General features: G+C 51.4%; 21 protein-coding genes and 1 tRNA gene. All 22 read right to left on the bottom strand.

Features of this window, described 5'->3' with window-relative positions; all coding sequences use genetic code 11:
• Positions 1-93: 93 nt before the first annotated feature.
• The 22 genes from JJQ72_RS09735 to JJQ72_RS09630 all read right to left on the bottom strand — a co-directional run bounded on the left by JJQ72_RS09735 (position 94) and on the right by JJQ72_RS09630 (position 23,172).
• On the bottom strand, positions 94-708 hold the full coding sequence (locus tag JJQ72_RS09735; RefSeq protein ID WP_138227768.1) for a TVP38/TMEM64 family protein: 615 nt from the start codon (positions 706-708) through the stop codon (positions 94-96).
• 107 nt (positions 709-815) lie between these two features.
• Positions 816-1,520 carry a DsbA family oxidoreductase gene (locus tag JJQ72_RS09730; protein ID WP_138225975.1) on the bottom strand — a complete coding sequence of 235 codons (705 nt, stop codon included), beginning with the start codon at positions 1,518-1,520 and terminating at the stop codon, positions 816-818.
• Between the two features lie 113 nt (positions 1,521-1,633).
• Positions 1,634-1,900 carry a YqkE family protein gene (locus tag JJQ72_RS09725; protein ID WP_138225976.1) on the bottom strand — a complete coding sequence of 89 codons (267 nt, stop codon included), beginning with the start codon at positions 1,898-1,900 and terminating at the stop codon, positions 1,634-1,636.
• Positions 1,901-1,934: 34 nt separating this feature from the next.
• Entirely contained in the window at positions 1,935-2,666 is a 732-nt protein-coding gene (locus JJQ72_RS09720) for a ZIP family metal transporter (RefSeq protein WP_138225977.1), read from the bottom strand.
• A 75-nt stretch (positions 2,667-2,741) separates the two neighbouring features.
• A tRNA-His gene (locus JJQ72_RS09715) sits at positions 2,742-2,814 on the bottom strand.
• Between the two features lie 95 nt (positions 2,815-2,909).
• Positions 2,910-4,517 carry an S-layer homology domain-containing protein gene (locus JJQ72_RS09710; protein WP_243895994.1) on the bottom strand — a complete coding sequence of 536 codons (1,608 nt, stop codon included), beginning with the start codon at positions 4,515-4,517 and terminating at the stop codon, positions 2,910-2,912.
• A gap of 113 nt (positions 4,518-4,630) precedes the next feature.
• Positions 4,631-5,350 carry a PIG-L family deacetylase gene (locus JJQ72_RS09705; protein WP_208203511.1) on the bottom strand — a complete coding sequence of 240 codons (720 nt, stop codon included), beginning with the start codon at positions 5,348-5,350 and terminating at the stop codon, positions 4,631-4,633.
• 29 nt (positions 5,351-5,379) lie between these two features.
• The gene (locus JJQ72_RS09700; RefSeq protein ID WP_208203510.1) at positions 5,380-6,411 is read right to left on the bottom strand and encodes an LCP family glycopolymer transferase; all 1,032 of its coding nucleotides are present in this window, start codon (positions 6,409-6,411) and stop codon (positions 5,380-5,382) included.
• On the bottom strand, positions 6,408-7,784 hold the full coding sequence (locus JJQ72_RS09695; protein ID WP_138225981.1) for a sugar phosphate nucleotidyltransferase: 1,377 nt from the start codon (positions 7,782-7,784) through the stop codon (positions 6,408-6,410). The genes JJQ72_RS09700 and JJQ72_RS09695 overlap by 4 nt, the downstream gene beginning before the upstream one ends.
• Before the next feature lie 31 nt (positions 7,785-7,815).
• The gene (gene galU, locus JJQ72_RS09690; protein ID WP_208203509.1) at positions 7,816-8,727 is read right to left on the bottom strand and encodes a UTP--glucose-1-phosphate uridylyltransferase GalU; all 912 of its coding nucleotides are present in this window, start codon (positions 8,725-8,727) and stop codon (positions 7,816-7,818) included.
• 20 nt (positions 8,728-8,747) lie between these two features.
• On the bottom strand, positions 8,748-10,205 hold the full coding sequence (locus JJQ72_RS09685) for an MOP flippase family protein (protein WP_208203508.1): 1,458 nt from the start codon (positions 10,203-10,205) through the stop codon (positions 8,748-8,750).
• 24 nt (positions 10,206-10,229) lie between these two features.
• Complete coding sequence (locus JJQ72_RS09680) at positions 10,230-11,354, bottom strand: glycosyltransferase (RefSeq protein WP_243896007.1); 1,125 nt, start codon at positions 11,352-11,354, stop codon at positions 10,230-10,232.
• Positions 11,355-11,380: 26 nt separating this feature from the next.
• Entirely contained in the window at positions 11,381-12,511 is a 1,131-nt protein-coding gene (locus JJQ72_RS20735; RefSeq protein ID WP_208203506.1) for a glycosyltransferase family 4 protein, read from the bottom strand.
• 3 nt (positions 12,512-12,514) lie between these two features.
• Positions 12,515-13,822, bottom strand: a complete 1,308-nt coding sequence (locus JJQ72_RS09670) for an O-antigen polymerase (protein WP_208203505.1) — start codon at positions 13,820-13,822, stop codon at positions 12,515-12,517.
• Between the two features lie 31 nt (positions 13,823-13,853).
• Positions 13,854-15,197, bottom strand: a complete 1,344-nt coding sequence (locus tag JJQ72_RS09665) for a UDP-glucose dehydrogenase family protein (protein ID WP_208203504.1) — start codon at positions 15,195-15,197, stop codon at positions 13,854-13,856.
• A gap of 18 nt (positions 15,198-15,215) precedes the next feature.
• Positions 15,216-16,382: a glycosyltransferase family 4 protein gene (locus JJQ72_RS09660; protein ID WP_138225988.1), complete on the bottom strand. Its 1,167-nt coding sequence runs from the start codon at positions 16,380-16,382 to the stop codon at positions 15,216-15,218.
• A 33-nt stretch (positions 16,383-16,415) separates the two neighbouring features.
• On the bottom strand, positions 16,416-17,078 hold the full coding sequence (locus JJQ72_RS09655) for a sugar transferase (protein ID WP_233281238.1): 663 nt from the start codon (positions 17,076-17,078) through the stop codon (positions 16,416-16,418).
• Between the two features lie 64 nt (positions 17,079-17,142).
• Entirely contained in the window at positions 17,143-17,784 is a 642-nt protein-coding gene (locus tag JJQ72_RS09650; protein WP_138225989.1) for a CpsD/CapB family tyrosine-protein kinase, read from the bottom strand.
• A gap of 51 nt (positions 17,785-17,835) precedes the next feature.
• Positions 17,836-18,969 (bottom strand): glycosyltransferase, encoded by a 1,134-nt coding sequence (locus JJQ72_RS09645; protein WP_243895993.1) that lies wholly within the window; start codon positions 18,967-18,969, stop codon positions 17,836-17,838.
• Positions 18,970-18,991: 22 nt separating this feature from the next.
• On the bottom strand, positions 18,992-19,762 hold the full coding sequence (locus JJQ72_RS09640) for a YveK family protein (RefSeq protein ID WP_208203503.1): 771 nt from the start codon (positions 19,760-19,762) through the stop codon (positions 18,992-18,994).
• Between the two features lie 411 nt (positions 19,763-20,173).
• Positions 20,174-21,286 (bottom strand): right-handed parallel beta-helix repeat-containing protein, encoded by a 1,113-nt coding sequence (locus JJQ72_RS09635; protein WP_208203502.1) that lies wholly within the window; start codon positions 21,284-21,286, stop codon positions 20,174-20,176.
• 245 nt (positions 21,287-21,531) lie between these two features.
• The gene (locus tag JJQ72_RS09630; protein ID WP_243895992.1) at positions 21,532-23,172 is read right to left on the bottom strand and encodes a right-handed parallel beta-helix repeat-containing protein; all 1,641 of its coding nucleotides are present in this window, start codon (positions 23,170-23,172) and stop codon (positions 21,532-21,534) included.
• Between the last annotated feature and the right edge of the window lie 115 nt (positions 23,173-23,287).

The following is a 23,287-nucleotide window of genomic DNA, read 5'->3' as shown; positions in this document are numbered from 1 at the left end:
GGTACACAAAAAGGCCGAAGAGCAGCTCCGACCGGAGCCGTCCTCGACCTTTTTGCGTTGTTTTGAAACGAATTTCTTCAGCACCCTGTTCACTCAGCCGATCATGCTCTTCTGCTTCCCCAGAACGATGGCCTCCACCTTCTTGCTCACCCATAACAGGAACAGCACCGCAGCCAGCACCACCAGAACCCACAGCGGCTGCTGGATAAAGCTCTCCACATTGGCGCCGATCAAGGAAACGAGCAGCACCATCAAGCCCTTCCCGGGGATCAATGCTGTCAGATAGGAGCCCATTTTCATCCCCCCCAGGCCGGCAGCGATGTTAATTGCCACAAAAGGCCCTATCGGTAAAATGCTGAGAAGAAATACGTAGCTGAAGCCGTTTCGCTGGATCCAGGCCTGACCCTTGAGTACCTTGGGCTTGGCTGCCCATTTCCGGATCAGCGGGATGCTGCCGGCTTTCTGCACGAGATAAAAGGTAAGCACACAGCCGCTGACAATCCCGATCCAGGAGTACAGGAATCCGGCCCAGAGCCCATAGACCGCCGCATTCAAGCCTACAATCAGAGCCGTGGGCAAGGGCGGTACAAAGGACTTCATAAAGGTTAGCAGAACACCCGGAAGTGGTCCAAGCTCCCGAAAGGTATCTAAAAATAAGGCAAGGGATTCTTCACTCAGCAGTGACATGATTCCGTCTGCCGCAGCCATCTCATTCAAAGCAGGTTCACCTTCTTACCAATCTTCAATAAGAATAGTGTAACGGATTTTAGAGATGTTTTCACAACATTTTTTTATGGAAGCCAGCCGTGATTCAATCAGGAGCAGGCATCATCATTGCAGCTGCCGCCTGGAGCCGCGTTGGCATCCTCAACAAACACCAGTGGAGACGCTTCAGCCGCCGCCTTCTGCAGTGCCTGAGTGAACACCTCGACCGGCTGTGCGCCGGATACAGCGAACTTATGGTCCAGTACGAAGAACGGAACTCCGCGGACGCCGATTTCACGAGCCGCCTGCTCATCTGCGAGCACTTCGGAGGAGAACTCCTCACTTTCCAGCACAGAGACTGCTTGATCCCGATTCAAGCCGGCCTGTACGGCAAGGTCTGCAAGCTGCTCTGCATCGTTCAGATCCTTCAAATCGGTGAAGTATGCCTTGAACAGCACCTCTGTCATCTCGTCCAGCTTGCCTTCCTTGTCCGCATATTGCGCCAGACGGTGCGCATTAAACGTATTCGCAGGAATAACGCGGTCCAGATGGTAAGTCAAGCCTGCACGTGCCGCTTGCTCCGTCACACTCCGATTCGCGTCCTCCGCCTGCTGCAGGGTCATGCCATATTTCGCTGCCAGCAGCTCGGTCATGGACACGCCAGGCTCAAAGGACGCACCCGGGCTCAGCTCAAAGCTGCGGAATACAACCTCCACCTGTTCTCTGCCAGGAAAATTCTCTAGTGCCTTCTCCAGATGACGCTTGCCAATATAACAAAAAGGACATACCACGTCCGACCATACTTCAATTTTCATATTGCACCCCTCCATAACTGTTTCTGCATTTATAACTTACTAATTGTAACATGCTTTATATATGATAACAAACATATGAGCATGAAAAAGGACGGCTCTAAAGAGCCGCCCGCCTATTTATATTTATGCCAATCCATCTTGCTGTTATTGAGCAAATGCTCAAAATCATTGTCCAGGCGCTTCTGCTCCGCCTTCTTTGCCGCTTCGCGCTCCAGACGCTCCTGCTCCCGCTGCTGCGCTTCCGACGCCTTGAGCTCGGCGGAGGTCTTCTTTAATTGCTCCAGCAGTTCCGGATTCAGTAAATCCTTCAAGGTTGCGGGCTTATCTTCATTTCTATTCGGGGCGGCTTCTGTCCGCCTTCTGTTATGCTTTGCAGCCATGTCAATCCTCTCCATTTCTTAAGAACCGTTGTCCTTAGCCAAAAAAGAAGCTGATGTACACCATTACCAGCAGGCCCGCGATAAAAGAGTACGTCGAGGGCCGCTCATAGCCGTGTCCGTGACTCTCTGGAATCAGCTCTTTATACACAATAAACATCATGGCTCCGGCAGCAAAGGCCAGACCATACCCGATCATCCAGTCGATATAGCTCGCAGCAAAGTAGCCGGCAACCGCAGAGATCAGCTCCATAATCCCGGTCATAAATACGATCAGAAGCGCCCGCATACGGCTCACCTGACTGTTAATCAGGAACACGGCGAGAATCAGGCCCTCCGGCATATTCTGAGCCCCAATGGAAATGGCTACCATTAACCCCAGGCCTTCATTCTCACTGGCATAGCTGAAGCCTGTGCTCAGCCCTTCCGGAATGTTATGAATAAATAATGCAATGATGACCAGTAACGATGAGGGATCAAATTCTGCCCAGCGCTTTGAACTGGCAGTCTCCGGATTCGGTATTTTCTCACTGATCAGATCCAGCACAAAAATACCTGCCAGCAGGCCCAGGGTCAGGGAGATCATCCCGCCTTCATCCAATGCCTGAGGCATCAGGCCAAACGTGGACGCCGAAACCATAATTCCCGCTGTAAAGGCGACCAGCACATCCTTCCATTTCTCCGAAAGTGTCCGGACAAACAGAAGCGGAATGGCTCCTAGAACCGTAGCCATCGCCGAGATAAAGCTTCCAATTAATGCTGAAACCATGATGGTTATCCCCTTATCATCAGGAAATGAGTATAGCAAAATGGAGAGCTTCCGCTCTCCATTTCCACTTTAAAGGGCGATCGATGGGACTTGAACCCACGAATGCCGGAGCCACAGACCGGTGCGTTAACCCCTTCGCCACGACCGCCATAACAGATGTAATGAACCTGAGACATTAATGTATCATGATTACTATCTGCTTGGCAAGTTGTAATATTTTCCTGCTAATAAACAGTTGTTACATTAGAACTTGAAATCATAGCTCTGATATTTCCGCGCATTTCGGACGGCGCTCCATAGCTCTTTATTTTCAGCACCGGAGTACCAATAAGCGATTCCCGCGAGTCCTCGATCTGCTGCAAGAAGATGCTTGAGCGTAAGAGATCTTTCTTCTTCCGTCCATATGCTGTAGGCGGTACCCTTCTGGGTGTAGTCAGCGATATACTGCCCGGCAAGGGCGTCCCAGCGCAGACGTGCAGAAGGGAGCGCCGACAGCTGCTGCTGCTCGGTTAACGTAATATCCCGTGATAAAGCCGGGTCACTTCTATTCCAGGCCCTTGTATATAGCGGCAGCGCAAGAATAATCTTAGAAGCTGGCATCTGCGTTAATAACTGATCTACCGCAGAGGTAACCCAGGGAAGAGAGGCAACGGATCCCGCCTTCTGAGAACCGCTCCAGTGCTCTTCATAAGCCATAAGGACGGTATAATCGGCGGCATAGCCAATAGCCTCCATATCAAAGGCTGCTGTCCAGTCCGTGCCGAGATCGGGAGAGACATCCACCGACAAGACGGCTCCTATTGGATGCAGCGCAGCCGACAGCTCCGACACGAACAGGGTCATCAGCTCCCGATCCTGCGGAGATACATTCTCAAAATCCAGATTAATGCCGGCGAGCTGGTACCGCGACACATATCCGGCAACAGATTGAATGACACTTTTGCGCTGAGCAGCATCTTGAAGCATTCGGTGGGTGGACTCTTTGTTAAACCGATTCCCCAGCATTGCCCACACGGCCACACGGTTTTGGCGGCTCCACTGCAGAATCTGATCATTCGTATGATTGGAAACCGATCCGTCCTCATTGAGAAAGTACCATCTCGGGGACACCGTATTCAGCCCTGCCCGCTCTGCGTAGGCCATATATTGTGCAGCCGTACCCTGATAAAACCAGCCCATGGAGATGCCGGAAGCTGCAGTCTGACCATATGAATCCAGTGCTCTCTTCACGCTCCCGGATTGAAGGATATTGCTCAGCAGCATGACAGCCTCTTGCCGTGTGATTGCAGCCCCTGGCCGGAAATAGCCTTGACTGCCCTGCATCCAGCCCAAGGACGTAACGGTGTTCACCTCTTCCCGGGCCCAGCCGGAGATGTCGTCCATATCCTTATAGCGGCGAGTCAGATTGCCTTGCCCGGCTGCCGGATCTGAGGGCTGCTTCATCGCTCTTGCCGCAAGTGCGGCAGCCTCTTCCCGTGTAATCCAGCTGGTAGGATCAAATCTCCGCTCTTCCTTGCCCTTCACCATGGACAGGTTAACAGCAGCATGAATCCATCCATATGACCAGGACTGAGGGGTTACATCATCAAAGGCACGGATGCTGCTGTAGACCGGCTCCAATGCTAACAGCCGGACCAGCATGGCCGTAAACTCAGCCCTTGTAACCGGCTTTTTCGGAAAAAAATGGCCGTGGCCATCCCCCGACACTATGCCCCTTGCAGCCAGGCTGTGTATATCAGCTTGGGCATAGCTCCCTTCCAGATCTGTAAATTTTACAGATGCAGCAGCTTCGTGGACCACACTCGTAAATAGAAGCATCCCTGCCAGCAGAAGCATCATGATCTTTTTCAAATAGAAACGCCTCTCTTCTATGTTCATCACTCTGATCCTACTACCATATCAAAGAAATGAAAGAGGACGCACTGTGTAGTTATTGGTAATTGCAAATAGCCCCGAGCTTGTGCTCAGGGCTTGTGATAATAGGAGACCGGTTTTTTCATAACGGTGTCAATACACTTCTTGACCGAATGATAGCCAATGGCAAAGCGTCCCTCAGTAGGCTCCCATATCGTATATTCCTTCAGGGAAGCTACAACCAGGTGACTGCTCTTCACCGTCGTTTCTTTCAAAATGTGACGCCTGCCCTTTTCCTTTAAAGCTTTTCTTAGATTGTAAGGCTCCACATAGAACCTCAGATCCTGAATCACGCCCTGCTCATACAGGCCTTGAGCCGCCAAGCCCATATTGGCGTGATCCCGGTGATTTCCACCGGCATACGTGAAGGTCTTTACTCTGGCCTGCGGATAACGATCCAGAAACTCCATGATGACCTGCTTGCAGCCTTCCACGGTGGTAGTCCCGTCCTGCATCAGATAGGAGGAATAGTGAATCCACTCCAGCGGAAGACCCAGCGCTTTGCAGGAGCGCTCAAATTCGACATTTCGGCAGACGGAAAAGGCAGCTTCATCGAGTATCGCATAGCCTTCGTTATGGGGGTCAAGCTTTTTCTTGAGCAGCGAGCTCTTCTCTTCCCCGTTCAGCTGCCTTCTAACGCCGGAGGACGCTCCATCTGTATATAAAATGACGTGACATTCATCATGCTGATCCAGATGATTGCGGATGCCCGCACCAAACGTCAGGGCTTCATCATCCTGATGGGGGACAAAAAATAAATTTACGGCCATATGCTTCTCCTTCCTCTCATGCCAAGACTTCAGCTTGAAGATTCCAGCTGCTGCAAAATTGAAGTCGTTATTCGCTGTCGTTCTCCCGGACTCACTATATAATAGTAGATATTGTTTATGATGGCTCCATCCCCCTGGATTTCGTCCCTCTCAATGGTGTCGAGATCAGGCCTGTATTCAGTAAACAACCACTTTATATCCTCCAGGGTTACATTCGTTTTGGTGCTGACCTTCACTTCTTCCAAAATGTCTGTCACTTTAGTCACGCTCGACAGCCGCTTGGCCTGATCCATAATGGCGGCGAGAACCTGTTGCTGTCTGGCATTCCGACCGAGATCACCGCGGGGATCACCGTAACGCATTCTTGAGAATAGCAGCGCCTCCTCACCGTTTAAAGACAGCGTGCCTGCCGGATAATCCACACCATCTATGGAGAAGGCAAAGGGATTGTCCACCACAATGCCGCCCAGAAGATCAATGATTTGTGCAAAGCCCTCCATATTCACTTTCACATAGTAATCCATAGGAACATCCAGAAACTGCTCAATGCTTCGGATTGACATAGAGACACCGCCAAAGGCGTAGGCATGATTGATTTTATCCACGGTGCCACGGCCCACGATCTCGGTACGAGTATCCCTGGGAATATGAATCATCTTCACGGAGTGCTTATCCGGATTCACGGCCAGCACCACGATCACATCTGATCGTCCCACATCATTCTCCCGCTCATCCACGCCGAGAATGGCCAGCGTAAAGGGGTCTCTCTTGCTGAGCTCTGGCGGGCCCTGCCGGACAGATCCGGCGGCTTCAGCAGCAGGCTGCACCTCTGCAGCAGTCCTGTTGTTCTGCGCAGCAGGCATGGAAGGCTGGGATGGCGGCACTGTCGTCACCGATTCCATTACAGAGGGACTGGAGGTTACCGGCGTTTCCAAATCCAGCGGCTCATAGATCGCACTCATGGTGCCCTTTACAGCTTGATATAAATAGAGGCTGTATACACAGCCTCCTATCAATATAATTGCACTGATTATGAGAATCAGCTTCTTCCAGCGCTTCATGAGGGAATCTTCCTGGCAGAGCAGTGCGCTTCAACTTCCTCCCAGGTGCTATACATCTCGATAATATCATCCTCCTGCAGCACGGAGCCCTTCTGGACCTCGATAAACTCCACATCACTATCCGCCTTAATTCCATAATAGACGTGAGAAGGGATCGTAAAGACATCGCCGCTCTTGATGTCAAACACCTCATCATTGAAGACCAGCACACCTTCTCCGCTAACAATGTTCAGTGTGGTGCTCCGCTGGCAGTGCTTCTGATAGCTCAGGCACTTCCCTTCCCAGAGACAAATGCGCCGGGTGAGGACCTCCTCCTCCTGCTCATATTTCGTATAATCCAGCACCCGGTACCAGCCCCAGCTTCGCTCTTCATACATCGGCTGCTGATCCGGCGCTACCATATCCTTGACGCGCGGGCTTGCGCTTTTGTCAGACACTAGAATGCCGTCCGGGCTTACCGCAACCACAGCATTGGAGAGGCCAATAACAGTCACCGGAATATCCAGCTCATTGATTAGATGCGTGTTGTCGCAGTCCTCACTGATTCTTCCTTCTCCGATCTGCTGGACGCCCATATTTTCCGTCAGCGTGTTCCAGGTGCCAAGATCCTTCCAGCAGCCTTCATAAGGCAGCACAGCAATATGCTTCTCTTTCTCCACCACCTCATAATCGAAGCTGATCTTCGGCAGCTGGCTGTATTTCTTATTCAGCTCCTCATATTGAACCGGAATCTTGGATTGAAACAGCTTGTCAATCATATAGCCGAGCTTGAAAGCAAACACGCCGCAATTCCAGAGCGCCTGCTCCGCCATCAGCTCCTCCGCTCTCTCCTCTGTCGGCTTCTCTGTAAAGCCTGCTGCGCGCATGACACCATTGGCCGTGGAGGTCTTCTCAGGAATAATATAGCCGTATTTCGAGGACGGATAGGTCGGAGTCACGCCCATGAGGGCAATCCCGGCATCAGTATTCTCCAGCACCTGTTCCAGCTCTTTGATTTTCTCGAAAAAATGGTCCTCCACATAAGGGTCCACCGGCAATATGCATACCGTTTCGTCCAGCGATACCCCTTTCAAGGAATACAGATAAGAGGCTGCCAGGGCAATCGCCGGAAACGTATCTCGGCGTTCCGGCTCAGCGATAATGGGCACCGGACCAAGCTGATTCTGCAAAATTTCCACCTGCTTGCTGCTGGTAGCAATCAGCGTCGATTGATCCAGGCCGGCCGCCTTGATTTGTCCCCAGACTCGCTGGACCATGGACTCCATTTCCAGGTCTTCATTCTCCAGCACCTTCAGGAATTGCTTGGATCTGGCATCGTTCGACAATGGCCACAGCCGTTTACCGGAGCCTCCGGACAGCAATACTAATTTCATTTCCATCCCTCCATCGTGTAAGTATGATCCATCATACGATCTTCAGACTGCTCTGCGCCTCTACCTTGGACTGCTCTGATTCAACAATGGTTTCCAGCAAGTAATTTTTGAGCGGCAGTCCGATTCCGTCCCGCTTCAGCGCGAAGTCAATATTGGCCTTCAAATATCCGAGCTTGCTGCCAACATCATACAGCTTGCCTTCGTAACAGAAGCTATACATCTCCTGCTGCTGCGCCAGCGCCTTCAATGCGTCTGTCAGCTGAATTTCGCCGCCTACACCGGCCTCCTGATGCTCCAGGAGATCCATAATTTCCGGATGGAGAATATATCTGCCGATCATGGCCAGGTTGGAGGGAGGGTTCACCTTTGGTTTTTCGACCAGGTTTGTGATCCGCTGCATTTTACCATTCACAGCTTCCCCTTCAATGACGCCATAGCTGCTCACATCCTTCCAGGGCACACTCTCTACCGCGACGATGCTGGACTCGTGCTGGTCATAGACATCGATCATCTGCTTCAGGCAAGGCACCTCATGGTCGATAATCATATCCCCTAGCAGTACAGCAAAGGGCTCGTAGTTAATAAATTTACGCGCACACCAGATGGCATGTCCCAGACCGAGCGGCTCTTTCTGACGAACACAATGGATTTCTACCAGATTGGAGACGCTGCGGACAATTTCCAGAAGCTCATCCTTGTTCTTCTCCTCCAGATCAGCCTCCAGCTCGATATTTTTGTCAAAATGATCCTCAATCGCCCGCTTACTCCGTCCTGTCACGATAATAATATCCTCAATCCCTGAAGAGATGGCTTCCTCGACGATATACTGAATCGTTGGCTTGTCCACGATCGGCAGCATTTCCTTGGGCATTGCTTTGGTGGCCGGTAAAAAACGGGTTCCTAGTCCTGCAGCGGGAATGATTGCTTTCGTTACCTTTGTCATTGAAAAGCCCTCCTCTGGGGTTATGGAATACTCTTGCGATGAATGATTTGCCGCGCACTGGCGATCAGGCCGGGATTAAATAGGAGAATGGAGGCACCGTAGAAGAGCACTCCACAAGCCACCTGGATGATGAAATGAACCTCACTTGCAAAAAGCCAATCTGCTAGTCGGTTGAGCAGCAGTACCCCGGCCACCATAACGGCTCCAAAGCTTAATCCGGGCAGCATGCTTTTGACATAGTCGGCTCCGCACGGTCCCAGCATTCGCTTGACAGCGAACAGGTACTGCACCACGACCAGGGCGGTTTGAACGAGTAAATAAGCGACAGCCACGCCAATTACACCGCCCAGATACGCTCCGATGAACAGGCCCGGTGCCTGAATGACCATGCTGATCAGGGTGAACTGAAAATAGACATCGGTGCGGCCCTTAGACTGAAGGAGCGGCTGCACCGGCAGCGTCAATGTGCGTACCAGGAGTGTCGCCGACAGAATCTGAATAATAAGGACACTTGGAATCCATTGCTCTCCGAACACGAAAGGAACGAGAGCGGGAGCGGTGACCAGAATCCCCATATAGATCGGCGCATTCAAGTAGCTGACATAGCTCATGACCTTCACATATCCGTTTCGAAGCAGCTCCTGCTGCATCTGCATCTTGGCAAAGATCGGCAGGCTGACGGTGTTAATTAGCGGCGACAGCTTCTGAATGGGCATATTGCATAGTTGAAACGCAAAGCTGTAATATCCCAGGGTCTGGGCTCCGAACATCCGTCCGATGATCATATAATCCAGATTGTAGATCAGGGACTGCAGCAGATTGGAGAACATTTGATAGACACCAAACCGGAGATAGCCCTTCAAATCTTTTCTCGCAAAATGCAGTCTTGGCGTCCATCGGCGCCAGCCCAGTAACAGAAGTCCAACCGATTTAATCAATGCATTGCCTAAATAGGAGCCGACCAGCGCATATACGCCAAATCCGAAATAGGCACCGGCCAGGGCAATGATAAACCCGCCTACGTAAGCCGCGATCTGAATTTTTGAAATGTTGTCAAACTCCAGCTCCTTGCGGCACAGCACCTCAAACTGCTGGCCAAAGGCCGGAATGAGGCAGAGCAGCGACATCCACCTTATCGGATTGATGAGCGCCGGTTCCTCGTAGAAGGCAGCCACATAAGGGGCAGATAACCAGATGAGCAAGGAAATAAGAGCACTCATGCCCAGATTCAAAAGATACAGGCTGGACAGATGATTCCGGGTGACATCCTGCCGGTGAATAATGGCATTGGAGATGCCCATGTCCGTTAAATTTACGGCGGCAGCGACAATCACCATAATCATTCCCATGAGTCCATAATCCTTCGGCGAGAGCAAATGGGACACCATGATCAGCTGCAGCAGCTGCACGATAATCGACACCACCGTACCGAGGCTGGACCATTTCATGGCATGAATCCCTTTAGCCTTTAAAGACATGCAAGTCACTACTCCTCGTTACTGTTATAGGTTGTCGATAAAAGCAAGCAGCTGCGCTGCTTTGGAATGCCAGGCCTGAGAAGCCGCACGTCGCTGAACCTCTTCCCTGGAGCTTCTCTCACTTAACGCCCTCTCAAGCTGGGCAGCCATATCATCCAAGTCATGATAGAAATACAGATGCTGTTCATCTCTGCGCGACAGCTCTGGCGTCTTCGTCACGACTGCCGGGAGACCTGCTGCCATATACTCGTACAGCTTCATCGGACTTCGGCCGGCGTTCGCCGGATGGTGACTGAGCGGCAGCAGCGCCACATCTGAGTGCTGCAGGAAGGCCGGGATTCGCGAGTAAGGCTTGGCCCCGAGGAGATGCACATTAGTTAATCCTTGAAATGTACGGGCCGCTGCTTCCGGACAGGGGCCGACAATGACGAAGCTGATGTGCGGCTTATTCTGTGCCAGTCTTGCAAGACCTTCCACATCCAATCGTTCATCAATCGCTCCCACATAAATCGCGCGTGGACCCGCAATAGACTTCAGCTCCTCCGGTTCGTCCGCCGGGGTGGAGAAATGCTCATACTCCACGCCATTCTCCAGAATCATGGAAGGAAGCTGGGGATTATAGGCAATCAGCTCGTGATGGACTGGCGCGGAAGTGGATACCAGCGCAGATACGCGGCCTAACAGCTCCGCCTCTGCTTGGGCCACAACGGGATCGCCAGTCATTTTGCTGTAAATATCCGTTGGCCGGTATACCGTTCTTTTCGGCTGCAGCAGCTGGTCCAGCCCGACGAATCGCGGCTGATCCATAAGCAGCAGATCAATATTTTCCATCCCGTGCTGCTTCATCAAGCCGCGCAGGGAGGGAAGCATCCAGTTCCGTTTTGTTTTTTTGTAAAAAGGACCTGCGATCTCCCAAGGAAGCAAGGACATCGGCACCGCGTTCACAGGCCCTTCCTCCAAGCTCCGGGCACGTCCTCTCCACAGCCTGAAGCGGTTCTGTATATCACGATTGTTCCATTTCAGGGCATGGAAGGGACTGAGCGGTGTGCTGACATGCATGACGCGATGTCCTAATTTGTTCATTTCCCGGGCGAGATGATGGGAGCCAACCACGAAGTCTCCGCCCATATAAGTATGACTAGCGAACATGATATTCACGTGACACTCCTCCTTTCCTATCCGGTTTCACTTCGGCTGGCATTGTTGATAGGGATTTCATGGGTCCGGGGATCGGCCGTGATGGCCGCGAACGTTTCTGTGGCACAGCGTTCCCAAGAGAACTTGCTGGACTGCTCGAACCCTCTGGCTCTCATCTGATCCTGCAAATCGGGATCCTCCAGCACCCTTTGAATCTTGCTCGCTATATCCCTCCAGTCATAAGGATCACAGTAAATCGCAGCCTCTCCGCACACTTCCGGAATCGAGGCCGTGTGTGATGCGATGACCGGACAGCCGCAGGTCATGGCTTCCAGTGGCGGAAAGCCAAAGCCTTCGTAGAAGGAAGGAAATACGAAGCAGGCGGCATGCTCATAAAGCGCCCTGAGCTCCTCCTCTTCGACATAGCCGAGGTATTTCACGCTGTCGGGCAGCTCTCCTTGCTCCTGAAACAGCTTCGGGTTACTCCCGCCGGCGATGACGAAATCCACATTCTCCACATTCAAATGCTGAATGGCTTTGACAATAGAGCCGAAATTTTTGTTTGGGCTCATGCTGCTGACAGCTAGCACAAAGGGCTTGTCCAGCCCATGCTTCTTCAGTACCTCGTGATCAGCAGCGGCTCGCAGCACATGCTCCCGGCCGTGCGGAATGACCCTCATCTTGCTCGAAGGGATCCCGCAATAGCGAATCAGCTGATCCTTGGAGAAGGTGGAACAGGTTAAGATCTGCTGGGACAGAAGCCCTAAAGCCGGAAACATGATCTTGTACCAAAGACGGAACAAGCGGGAATACGTGTCCGGTACGGCATACACAGCAGCGTCATGCAAGGTGACCGCCTGCTTTCTTTTGAACAAAGGTGCGGTGTTGCACGGATTAAGCAGCAGATGACGGAAGGCATGCACGGGCAGCTCCAGCTGCTCCCACAGATGCCCTTTGAGCGCCCCCACCTGCTTGATCCGAATGACGGACAGGTTTAATGCCGGCAGCTCCACTTTAGGAGTCAAAACAATAAACTCATAATTCTCAAAGCCTTTTGCCTTGCGAGAGGACAGATCATCCAGGGCTTGAATGAGCTCCAGTCCGTAACGCTGAACTCCCGTCACGGGGTGAGTTAGAAAACGGCCGTTGATGTAGATGGTTTGAGTCACAGGCTATGCTCTCCTTCCGGCTGGCTGCCAGCTGACCAGCTTTTTGGCATTATAGTGAAGCATGAATGTAAACGTCAGAAGGACAATCCAACATGGGAAAAACCGGCCGCTGCTGAAATACAAATATCGTGGAATTTCCAGGATTCCGACCATCCAGATCGGATACAGGACCATGCCCAGGGTCCCTCCATGTTTAAATCCTGCATACAGCATGCCGCTGACATAGCCGATCAGACCCCAGAACAGCAGCGCCTCGCCCAGACTGTAATCCTGATAAGGAAGCATCAAGCCGGACGGATTGTTAAATTCGGGGTTGCCCCAGCTCTCCAGCGTGGTATTGATTCCCGCCTCAGGATTAATGCCAAATGCAGAGAAGTAGGCATCTCCGCTCATTCCGGGAAATTTCCAGATCCACTCCAGCGTGAAATACGGAAAGGGAACGGATTGGAATCCAAGCTGCTCCAGATACAGTGTCCCTGTGTTCAGCGCCGTTACGTAATAGCCGAAGAAGCGAGTGACAATGAACTCCCAGAAGGAGGGATACACATTCACATAGAAGCTGAGCCAGGATCTGAAATACTCGCTAATTCCAAAAAATCCGATCAGTGCAGCCAGACCGATCAAGGGATAGTAATGCACCAGCCGCAGCTTTTTGCCTTGTTTCTGCTTTACCGCCAGCATAATGATAATCGCCGGAAGCAGAATCTCCATGAGCGCAAGACGCTCGGAGAAGAAGATGGCCCGGACCAGCGTCAGCAGCACAACAATGGCCAGCATTCCGTTAAAAGTTCTCTTGCCGTTCGAGACCTGGTAATACACGGCCAGGATGACAAACGGAATTCCGAAATTCGTAAAAGAGGTCACGCCGGTGATGCTCTTGAAGTTCTCGGTAATATCATAAATTGCGCCCGGCTCACCCTTCACTACATTGAGAAAAAGGGACAGCGTGAAGCCGTTCTGCAGCATAATCAGGAACCAGGCTGCGTATCCGAACAGGGTCAAGGCGAATAACAGCTTGATCCAGGCCTTTATGTATCCTTCCTGATGCTTCAGCATGCTCGAGAACACTTGCTCCCGCGCAGGCCTTCTTGCTCCAGCAGTCAGGGAAGCAATTACGCTTCCCGCGATAAAGCAGACTGCCGGCAGAATCAGGAACTCTAGGTTGCCATCATGGATATATTTGTCTACCCGATAAAAGGTAATATAGCTGTCTCCTGGAATCAGGTAGGCTCCTGCCACGACGATGCTTATCAGCAGCAGGAACAAGTACGTCGGGTTCATCCACCAGATGGATAAGCTTCTTGCTTTCATGACATCGCTCCCTTGGTGCACAGCGGCTAGATTAGCTGAGCATCATGCTCTCTTCCTTGTAAGGATATAATCCTCCGATGTCTGGCCGGCCGATCGAATAGTATTGAAAGTCTGTCTGGCTGACCTGCTCGCGGGAATAGACATTCCGGCCGTCAATCAGGATAGGCTGCTTCATGAGCTGCTGCAGCTCCTTCAGATCCTGATCCTGAAACTCCGCCCAATCGGTCAGGAGACACAGGGCATCACATTCGGCAGCAGCCGCCTTCGCATCAGGGCTCCATTTTACTAGATCCTCATGACGGAAGCTTTTGCGGAAATTGTCTGCCGCGATGGGATCATAGGCTTTCACGATGGCGCCTTCCTGCAGCAGCTCCTCCATAATCTCCATGGCTGGCGTCTCTCGCACATCGTCCGTATTCGGCTTAAAAGCCAGCCCCCAGATTCCGATCTGCTTGTCCTTCAAATCACCAAGGCAGTGCTTGAGCTTCGCAATGACATTGAAGCGCTGATCCTTATTGACCTCAACGACTGATTTCAACAGCTTGAACTCATAGTCTACGTTTCCGGCAATTTGAATCAATGCATCTGTGTCCTTAGGGAAGCAAGAGCCGCCATAGCCGATGCCGGCTTGCAGGAAGGAAGAGCCAATCCGCCGGTCCTGTCCCATGCCTGCCGCGACCTCGGTCACATCGGCCCCCACCTTTTCACAGATGTTCGCAATTTCATTAATGAATGAGATTTTCGTGGCCAAAAAAGCATTGGACGCATACTTGATCATCTCTGCACTGCGGATATCCGTGATCATAATATTGCTGCTCAAGGGCCGGTGCAGCTCCGCCATCTTCGCGGCGACGCGCTCGTCCTCCGTCCCGATAATGACCCGATCAGGATGAAGAGTGTCCTGCACGGCCGTCCCTTCCCGCAGAAATTCCGGTGTAGATACGACATCGAAGGGATGCTGGGACAGCTGCTGCATGATGGATGAGATCAAATCATTCGTGCCGACTGGAACGGTGCTCTTGGTGACAATGATTTTATAGCCATTCATCTCCAGTGCAATGTCCTGAGCCGCCTGCTTGATATAGGTCAGGTCAGCCTCACCGCTTGCAAGGGGCGGGGTTCCTACGCAGATAAATATGATGTCTGCTTCCTGCACCGCCTCTGACAGCCGGCTTGTAAATTTCAGTCGGCCCCGGGATTGATTCTTCTGGATTAACTCCTTCAGTCCCGGCTCATAGATCGGGACATGCCCCCGGTTCAGCTGCTTTATTTTGTCCTGATTACTGTCCACACAGGTCACCTGATTGCCAATCTCGGAGAAGCACACGCCGGATACCAGCCCTACATAACCCGTTCCAATAAACGTCAAGTTCATCTGATCTTCTCCTTTTCTTTATAGTACTTGAGGTATTTCAAGGTCTGTGCTCCGCAAGCGGGACGCACTCTTTACAGCCAGCTTGGCGTCAATGAAATCCTTCAAATTCCGCTTGAAGGCATCCGGAGTGAAGGACATTGCGTTTCTCCGGCATTGCTCCGGTGAGATTCTGCGGCCTTCTGCTTCAAACCGCTGTACGCCTGCAATGATAGAGCCAACACTTTGCTCCTCGAAGAACACGCCGGTTGGATTCGGCGAATCCAGCCCCTGGATCGTTTCCAGAGAGCCGCCTTTTCCATAAGCAATGACTGGGGTTCCGCAAGCCTGGGCCTCCACGACCGTAATACCGAAATCCTCTTCGGCAGCGAACACAAACGCCTTCGCCCGCTGCATCCGCTCAATGAGCACCTCATCCTCCTGGTAGCCCAAGATCTGAACGTTGCTGCCAGCCCGCTGCCGAACCTTTTCCATCTCCGGTCCGTCTCCGATCACGACCAGCTGTTTATCCGGCATCTTCGAGAATGCTTCCACGATGAGATCCATCTTCTTATATGGAACCATTCGCGAGGCGGTCAGATAGAAATCGTCCTTCTCTTCCTGATAGGCGAAGGCTGAGACGTTAGCCGGCGGATAGATCACCTGGGATTCACGGCGATAGACCTTCCAGATCCGGCTGGAGATGAATCCGGAGTTCGCGATGAAATAATCCACTCCATTGGAGGTGCGGTAATCCCACATTCTTATTTTGCTAAGCATCCATTTTGCAGCCATTCCCTTCAGGCCCTTTTGAAGTCCGGATTCCTTCAGGTATTGGTGCTGCAGGTCCCAGGCATAGCGGATTGGTGAATGCACGTAAGAGATATGAAGCTGATTCGGCCCGGTGATGACCCCCTTCGACACCGCGTGAGAGCTCGACAGAATCAGGTCGTACGGAGATAAGTCAAACTGCTCAACAGCCATGGGCATAAGCGGAAGATATTGCCGATATTTCTTTTTGGCAAGCGGCAGCTTCTGAATAAAAGAGGTATGCACTTCCTTGCCCCGCAGAAACTGCCGCTCTGAGCCGCTCAGGAAATCAACGGTACTGAAGAGATCTGCTTCCGGAAAAAGCTCCAGCATCTGCTCCAGCACCTTTTCCGAGCCTGCATAAGTGGTCAGCCAATCATGTACAATTGCAACCTTCATGCTGTGTCTCCTTTCCCTTGTTTTATCTGCACCTCAGTAAGCTCCCTTTTTCAGCAGCACATTCCATACGGTTGCAAATAAAATCTTGATGTCCAGCAGAATTGATTTGTTATAGACGTAATACAGCTCCAGATGAACCCGCTCCGGATAACCGACACTGCTGCGTCCGCTCACCTGCCAGTAACCGGTAATCCCGGGCTTGACAGAGAGAAGATCCGCTTTCTTCTCCTTGTATTCAACCAGCTCGTTCGCGACGACCGGGCGCGGTCCGACAAGACTCATCTCGCCTTTGATTACATTGATCAGCTGCGGCAGCTCGTCCAGACTGCTCTTTCGCAAGAACCGTCCCAGCTTCGTGATCCGCGGATCTTCTTCAGGCTCCAGCTTGTAATTGTTGGCAAGATACTTCTCATACAGCGCCGGGTTTTGCTTTAATTTGACTTCTGCATCGGTCACCATGGAACGAAATTTGTAAATATGAAACAGCTTGAAATCCTTACTGACACGGGGCTGCTTGAAAAAAACAGGGCCGGAAGGCTCCTTCGCCTTGATAATAATGGCCAGCAGGATGAATACAGGCAGAAGCACTATCAAGCCTACAAGCGCGAGGATCAGATCCATGCTTCGTTTGGTGAAGTGAAACAGAATGCCTTTATCCCAGGCCAGCTTAGAAGACGCTGTGCGGGTGTACTCCATCGACTTGGCTTCATTGTTGATCATGTTCATTGCGTCATAGCCTCCGATCTTGTGTCTTGAAATGTCAGGTTTGGTTGAATACAGCTCCGATAATTTCTGCATGCACATGCTCCATGCTGTGCTTGACCCGTTTCACCTGGGCTTTGGAAGCCATCCCGTCTCCAATGACAAGGACGACCCCATCCGATAAGGTTGCGAGAATCTGGGCATCGGCATAGGCAATCGACGGCGGAGAGTCCATGATGATCAGGTCATAGGTCTGCGACAGCTCACTGAGGATTCTCTTCAATCGTTCCGATCCCAAGAGCTCAGAGGGCTTGGGCGTAGCAGTTCCTGAGGGAAGCACATCCAGATCAGGAATCTCGGATTCTGAGATACATTCGCTCAGGGGGTGGTGCCCGGTCAGCAGATCGGTCAGCCCTTGACGACCCAGTGGCTTCCGAAAGAACTGCTGCAGCGAAGGCTGCCTCAGATCTCCCTCCAGCAGCAGCACCTTATGTCCTTCCTGGGCATAGGTCACGGCCAGATTGGCCGCCGTTGTCGTCTTCCCTTCTCCGCTTACAGCGGAGGTGATCAGCAGCACCTTATAGGCTTTCTCCGCGGAAGAGTATCGAATGTTGGTTCGGAGCATTTTGTAAGCCTCAGACAGCGAAGAATTCGGATTCACGCTTGTAATCAGGCCCTGCTCCACGGCAGCTGTGGCCATAGATGTTCGCCTCCCATATTTGATCGTTTCATAGCATGATAGAGCGGACAATTACAGAAACACAGACTGATAAATTTCCTCCAGCTTTCGGTTCTGCCGCAATAAATCAAATTGCTCGCTGACCCATTGACGTCCCTGCTCACTGAACCGCTTGCGCTGCAGTTCATTGGTCAGCATCGAAAGAATGTTCTCACTCAGCGCTTTGATATCTTTCTCTGGCGCCAGCAGTCCTGTTTCACCATGCTTCACCGCTTCAGGAATGCCTCCTGTTGCAAAGCTGGCTACAGGCAGCCCCATTGCGCTTGCTTCCAGAAAGACGGTACCCAGCCCCTCTTCTGCACCGCTCTCTACAGACACACTCGGGGCACAGAACACCTGCGCTTGATTCATCCAGCGCTTGATTTCAGCCGGGCTTTGCAAGCCGAGAAATTGATAATCTCTAAGCGATTGCTTCGCAGTCTGCTCCAGCTCTGAGCGCAGCGGGCCATCCCCGATCACTACCAGCTGCACATGCGGCAGCTGCTCCTGCACGGTCTTCATCGCCTGAAGCAGGTAGGCACAGCCCTTTACCTCTACCAGTCTCCCTACGAAGAGCACAATGGGCTTTCTCTGGATAGCCGGATCGGGACAGAAACGGGCAGGATCAATGCCGGTGTAATGCTTTACAATTTTGTGGGCAGGATACCCCTGATCCATCAGCTTGCGCCTGATAAAGTCAGAAACGGCGATAAACAGAGCTCCTTCCTGCTGAAGGCGGGATCTTTTTTTCAGATAATTTCGATGGGTATAGTAAGATTTCTTGGCGTACTCATCCCTCATTGTGGCATCATACCCGTGGAAGGTTGAAATCAGCGGAACCCTCAATTGGTCGGCCAGCGGCAGTGCAAGTGCGGCATCCGTTCCGAAATGGGCATGAATGAGCTGCGGCTGCAGCTTCCTTAGCTCTCTGGCAAGCCCCCAGTTCAAGCCAGTCAGCTTGAAGCCGATTTCTTTGAACCGCCCGAGAGCGCCGCCGCGATTGACAACAAAACGCGCCTCCTCCTCAATCTCAATCCCTTGGACCAGCCGGGAGCCCATGTAGTAGGGACGATAGGTTACAAGACCTTCAGCCTGTGCCCGAATGAACGTTTCTGAAGGGGGCAACAGATGATCTCGATAGATCAGAATGCTTCTTCTGGCTTCCAACGCTCCATTCCCTCCGCTCTGGTTATAGATGCCTTGCGTTCGCTTTGTTCATGGTTTTGGCGGCGGCTGGGGAGGCTGCCGGCTTGGCATCCTGCTTGTTCTGCTGCACCCAATCGCGCTTTTTGGCTTTCCGTGTCTTAGCCAGCACGGTCAATCCCAGCACCTGCTCAATTTCCTGCTCGGAAGTAATGGAGTCGTCCAGATAGCTGATCAGGAATAGAATGCCGTAACCAAGCACAAGTCCCAGCATCGCTGCGAACAGATAAAGAATGACTGCCCGGTTATTTACCGGGTCTGGAGAAGCGTTAAGATTCGCTTCGTTTAAAATGCTGACATTATCCACGTTCATGATGGTGGACACTCGCTCAATGAACACCTGCGATACCGCGTTGACGATGACAGCCGCACGTTCGTACGATGCATCCCTGGCCGAAAGATTAATGACCTGGGTATCCTTCATCGTATTGATGGTGACCTTGCTGCTGAGCTCCTGAGGACTTAATCCCAGCTCCGGATGCTGCTGTGATACGTATTTCGTAATCGCTTCTGAGGTCATGATCTGCCTGTACGTATTGATCAGCATCAGGTTGGTGTTGATCGAATTCGGATTTACCAGCGACTCCCCTGCATCGGCACCTGCAGGCTGGTTCACAATCAGATCTGCTGAAGCCTCATACACAGGCTTGTCATAAAACGTGGTGTACACATACACCAGCGCCAGACAGCAGAATACGGTAATCACAGGAATCCACCATTTCCGGGTGATCACCCTGAAATACTCCTTTAACTCCATCGCTTTCCCTCCGTCATCTGAATTTGGTGTTGCTGTTCTCAAAATGCATCTATGTATGGTCACATCTACGACCGGGAGCGGTCGTACATGAGGATGCCGGAGCGTATACCTCTAATCCTATATTTCTAGAATTTGTAAGGACTTTTTACCTCTTATTATCCTGCGATAGTTTTAGGTTTAACCCCCTCTTAAGTCCCTGAAACATTCAAATATTTAACAACTTAAGAACTATTAAGTGGATGTGGTGAAGGATATGGAAAATTGATGTAAGCGCTTTAAATTAACAATATGGCTATTTATTGAGCACGATATATATAGAAGGTTTTTTATAAGCAAGCAGACAAGCAAATACAAATAAAAAGACCCCCCTCTTTTTCAGCAGAGGAAGGTCATCAGCACGCATTTTTTTTTTTAAAAGCCCAGGTTATGATCGCTGGATACCGTTCCTTTCATGAATTTTGTTGGAGAAAGCCGGGAGCCCTCCACCTGATTACGGCTGAATTGAATCTCTCCGATCTCCCCCTCGCCCCAGATTCCGATGCCGTCATGCTCCGCACCTCTCAAGATATTGTCCTCTACCCTGATCCGGTCCACCTTCCCATGTGAAGCATAAATCAACAGATTGGGGTGTCCACTTCCTGCTCGAGTGCCCGTGTGGTGAATTTCATTGTGAGTCACTGTAATATCAAGCGTATCTGCTGTGTTCCAGTTTTTCTCCGAAGCGAGATAGATTCCAGCCATACTTGTATCCTGTACTGTGTTGGAATCAATGAGCACCTGCTTACCGCCGACAACAGAAATTCCCCGGGCACTGGAGCCGTAACCGACATTGTTCTTGCGGATCTGAATGTCGCGTACGGCCTCCTTGTCCTCTTTGTAGCTAACGACAGCAATGGCATCATCGCCTGTTCCGGAGACCTTGTTGCCTTCCACGGTAATGTTGCTGCTCTCGCCTGTAATGTGAATTCCATCTGCCCCGGTATCCTGGATCACATTGTTCATAACTTGACCATTCCGGGACCCTCCTGTCACCAAAATTCCAGCTGTACTCGCTTTATGTACCGTAACCTGATGGATCCCGAACTTCTCCGCTTGCGTCACCGTAATACTGTTCTTCTCATTCGCACCATCCCCCCGCGCCACGACCGATGCGTAGCGGTGTGTCAGATCACGCAGCTCGACGCCCTCGCCCCTCAGGATGATTGAGCCTTGAGCAGGATTTGTGGAAACCAGGATCGACCCGGCTCCTTCTCCCTTCATGATCATTCCGGTTAACGTGATGCTCCTGCTCATTTCATACTGTCCTTCGGGGATGAGCAGCGGCTTTCTTTGGTCTTGAGCCTGATCAATACATGCCTGAATCGCCTCGACATCATCTTGGCCGTCATCCGCGACCGCACCACAGTCCTCAATGGACAGGGTGTGGCTGCCCAATATCCTGACGCTCACCAGAATCACCGAGATCAGCACAACGACCCCCAGGCCCGTGAGCCAGAGTCTTCTTTGGGGTTTACTAATACGCATGCAGCGCCTCCTTTGTCGATGATGACTTTAGTCCCTATACTTTTACCTGACTCTGGAGCACTGTAAACGAATTTAAATCAATTCGACAATTATCGTCATTTTCTGTTTCACAATGAGTACTCTCGGTTAATAACGTTACGACGTTTTCTTGAAAAATAAAAAATGCCGGCATCAGCGCTACCTGATCCCGACATTTTCTGTTTTATTTTTCAAGAGAAGCTTTACATCGGCCTTGGCAGCCTGGTTTAAAACCCGATATTTTGCATCAGATGGATGATTCCATTGCTGAATGTTGTATTGGCACCTACGCTGTTGATGAGCGTATTGTTGGTAAAGTAAATGTTCTTGATGTTTCCGTCGCCCCATACGCCAAGGCCCCGATGGGCGGCATTCCGGAACATATTGTTACTGAAGGTAACGTTGTCGATGCTGCCTTGGGAAGCATATACCAACGCATTGGGATGCTTCTGCGGTGCACTGATTCCTGTATGGTCCACCACGTTATTATCAATATGGATATGGTTTACGTTAGCCGTATTGTAGCTGCCCTCCACGGCAATATAGATGCCTGCCATGTTCGTATCCTTGACACTATTGCCTTGAATATCTACATGGAATCCACCGACAACTGCAATTCCGCGCGCCTTCGAGCCATATCCTGTATCATTGTCCTTGATGGTCACATGATGAACCGCTGCTCCATCCTGCAGATAGCTGACGACAGCGATCGTATCATCTCCTACACCTTTCACGGTATTCCCCGACACTGTAATATAGCTGCTGCCATCGGTGACATGAATGCCATCCGCATTTGTTGCTTCTACTCTGCTGTTCGAGATGACACCCTGCTTCGCCTGCCCCTGCACGAGAATCCCGGCAGTGCTTGCTTTGTATACATAAACATTGTCAATTAGAAATTGAGATGCACCGCGAACTGTAATGCTGTTCTTCTCATTGGCACCATTACCGCGAGGAACGACGGTACTGTACGTATGCTTGAGATCTCTTAGCTGAACCCCGACGCCTTTCATATCAATGGACCCGTTCTCGGGATTGGTTGATATCAACGTAGTCACCTGAGGCCCTGCACCCTTCAAGCTAACACCATCCAGTGTGAGAATCCGGCTTAAGTGAAAGCTCCCGGCCGGAACATACACGCTCTTGCCCTCTTTCTTCGCTTGATCCAATGCAGCTACAAAAGCTGCATAATCATCTTTGTTGTCATTGGCAACTGCGCCAAATCCCTCAACATTTAGATGATTAACAGGTGGGGTCTCTGCCGTAGCTCCGCTTGAATCAGATATGCCTGCTGCTGGCGACTGTGCCGGAGTAAAGTCAACGCGGGGATTCCATAAGGTATGGTCATTGTTGATCGAATTCACCCTGTTGATAATAAAATGAATCTTCGCTCCCTGCTTCACCGGAACCTCCGATACTCCGCTAGGGGTTACCTCCGCCTTAGACGTCACATGAGCACTCCATAGCTTTACCGAGTCCTTTTGTATGATGGCTCGGATACCATCTCCCAGCGAATCCCCCTTGGCCACCGTGCCGCTGATCGAAATCTTGCCGTCTGCCGGCGCTACCCATGTTCGAACAGAATCAAAATCCTTGCCAGGATGCCCCGCATTGGACGATACCCATGGATAAGAGCCGCTATGATCCCAGCGACGAGTGGCTGAATTATAGCCCAGGTCTGAGAACACGGTGCCGGACAGCTTCTGATATCTCCATGGATCTTGGCCCGCTGTACTGCTGTAACCGGCTGATGCGCTGTAGCTCTGAGTCCCGGACTGCGCTTGGGCTTTCCCCAATGCTCCGGTGAAGGTAGCCGTCATGGTGAGCGTTACGACGAGAGCACTGGATACTAAATATTTTATTTTCAAAATGTCGCCTCCGATGTAGGGTTAAGATAAACAGTACGACAGGACGAGACAGTTACGATATTGTCATAATTAGATTAATAAAATGACACTTTTGAAGTAGTTTAGCACCGCCTTT

The sequence above is a fragment of the Paenibacillus sp. F411 genome (genome assembly GCF_017582705.1).
Taxonomy (GTDB): Bacteria; Bacillota; Bacilli; order Paenibacillales; family Paenibacillaceae; genus Paenibacillus_AQ; species Paenibacillus_AQ algicola.
The sequence above is the reverse complement of the archived record's forward strand: the minus strand, read 5'-3'. Positions and strand labels throughout refer to the sequence as shown.

Bases quoted from the DNA above. Each gene is read 5' to 3' on its own strand.
- JJQ72_RS09735 (WP_138227768.1), bottom strand. From the start codon at position 708: ATGGCTGCGGCAGACGGAATCATGTCACTGCTGAGTGAAGAATCCCTT.
- JJQ72_RS09730 (WP_138225975.1), bottom strand. From the start codon at position 1,520: ATGAAAATTGAAGTATGGTCGGACGTGGTATGTCCTTTTTGTTATATT.
- JJQ72_RS09725 (WP_138225976.1), bottom strand. From the start codon at position 1,900: ATGGCTGCAAAGCATAACAGAAGGCGGACAGAAGCCGCCCCGAATAGA.
- JJQ72_RS09720 (WP_138225977.1), bottom strand. From the start codon at position 2,666: ATGGTTTCAGCATTAATTGGAAGCTTTATCTCGGCGATGGCTACGGTT.
- JJQ72_RS09705 (WP_208203511.1), bottom strand. From the start codon at position 5,350: ATGGCCGTAAATTTATTTTTTGTCCCCCATCAGGATGATGAAGCCCTG.
- JJQ72_RS09700 (WP_208203510.1), bottom strand. From the start codon at position 6,411: ATGAAGCGCTGGAAGAAGCTGATTCTCATAATCAGTGCAATTATATTG.
- JJQ72_RS09695 (WP_138225981.1), bottom strand. From the start codon at position 7,784: ATGAAATTAGTATTGCTGTCCGGAGGCTCCGGTAAACGGCTGTGGCCA.
- galU (WP_208203509.1), bottom strand. From the start codon at position 8,727: ATGACAAAGGTAACGAAAGCAATCATTCCCGCTGCAGGACTAGGAACC.
- JJQ72_RS09685 (WP_208203508.1), bottom strand. From the start codon at position 10,205: ATGTCTTTAAAGGCTAAAGGGATTCATGCCATGAAATGGTCCAGCCTC.
- JJQ72_RS09680 (WP_243896007.1), bottom strand. From the start codon at position 11,354: ATGTTCGCTAGTCATACTTATATGGGCGGAGACTTCGTGGTTGGCTCC.
- JJQ72_RS09670 (WP_208203505.1), bottom strand. From the start codon at position 13,822: ATGAAAGCAAGAAGCTTATCCATCTGGTGGATGAACCCGACGTACTTG.
- JJQ72_RS09665 (WP_208203504.1), bottom strand. From the start codon at position 15,197: ATGAACTTGACGTTTATTGGAACGGGTTATGTAGGGCTGGTATCCGGC.
- JJQ72_RS09660 (WP_138225988.1), bottom strand. From the start codon at position 16,382: ATGAAGGTTGCAATTGTACATGATTGGCTGACCACTTATGCAGGCTCG.
- JJQ72_RS09655 (WP_233281238.1), bottom strand. From the start codon at position 17,078: ATGGAGTACACCCGCACAGCGTCTTCTAAGCTGGCCTGGGATAAAGGC.
- JJQ72_RS09650 (WP_138225989.1), bottom strand. From the start codon at position 17,784: ATGGCCACAGCTGCCGTGGAGCAGGGCCTGATTACAAGCGTGAATCCG.
- JJQ72_RS09640 (WP_208203503.1), bottom strand. From the start codon at position 19,762: ATGGAGTTAAAGGAGTATTTCAGGGTGATCACCCGGAAATGGTGGATT.
- JJQ72_RS09635 (WP_208203502.1), bottom strand. From the start codon at position 21,286: ATGCGTATTAGTAAACCCCAAAGAAGACTCTGGCTCACGGGCCTGGGG.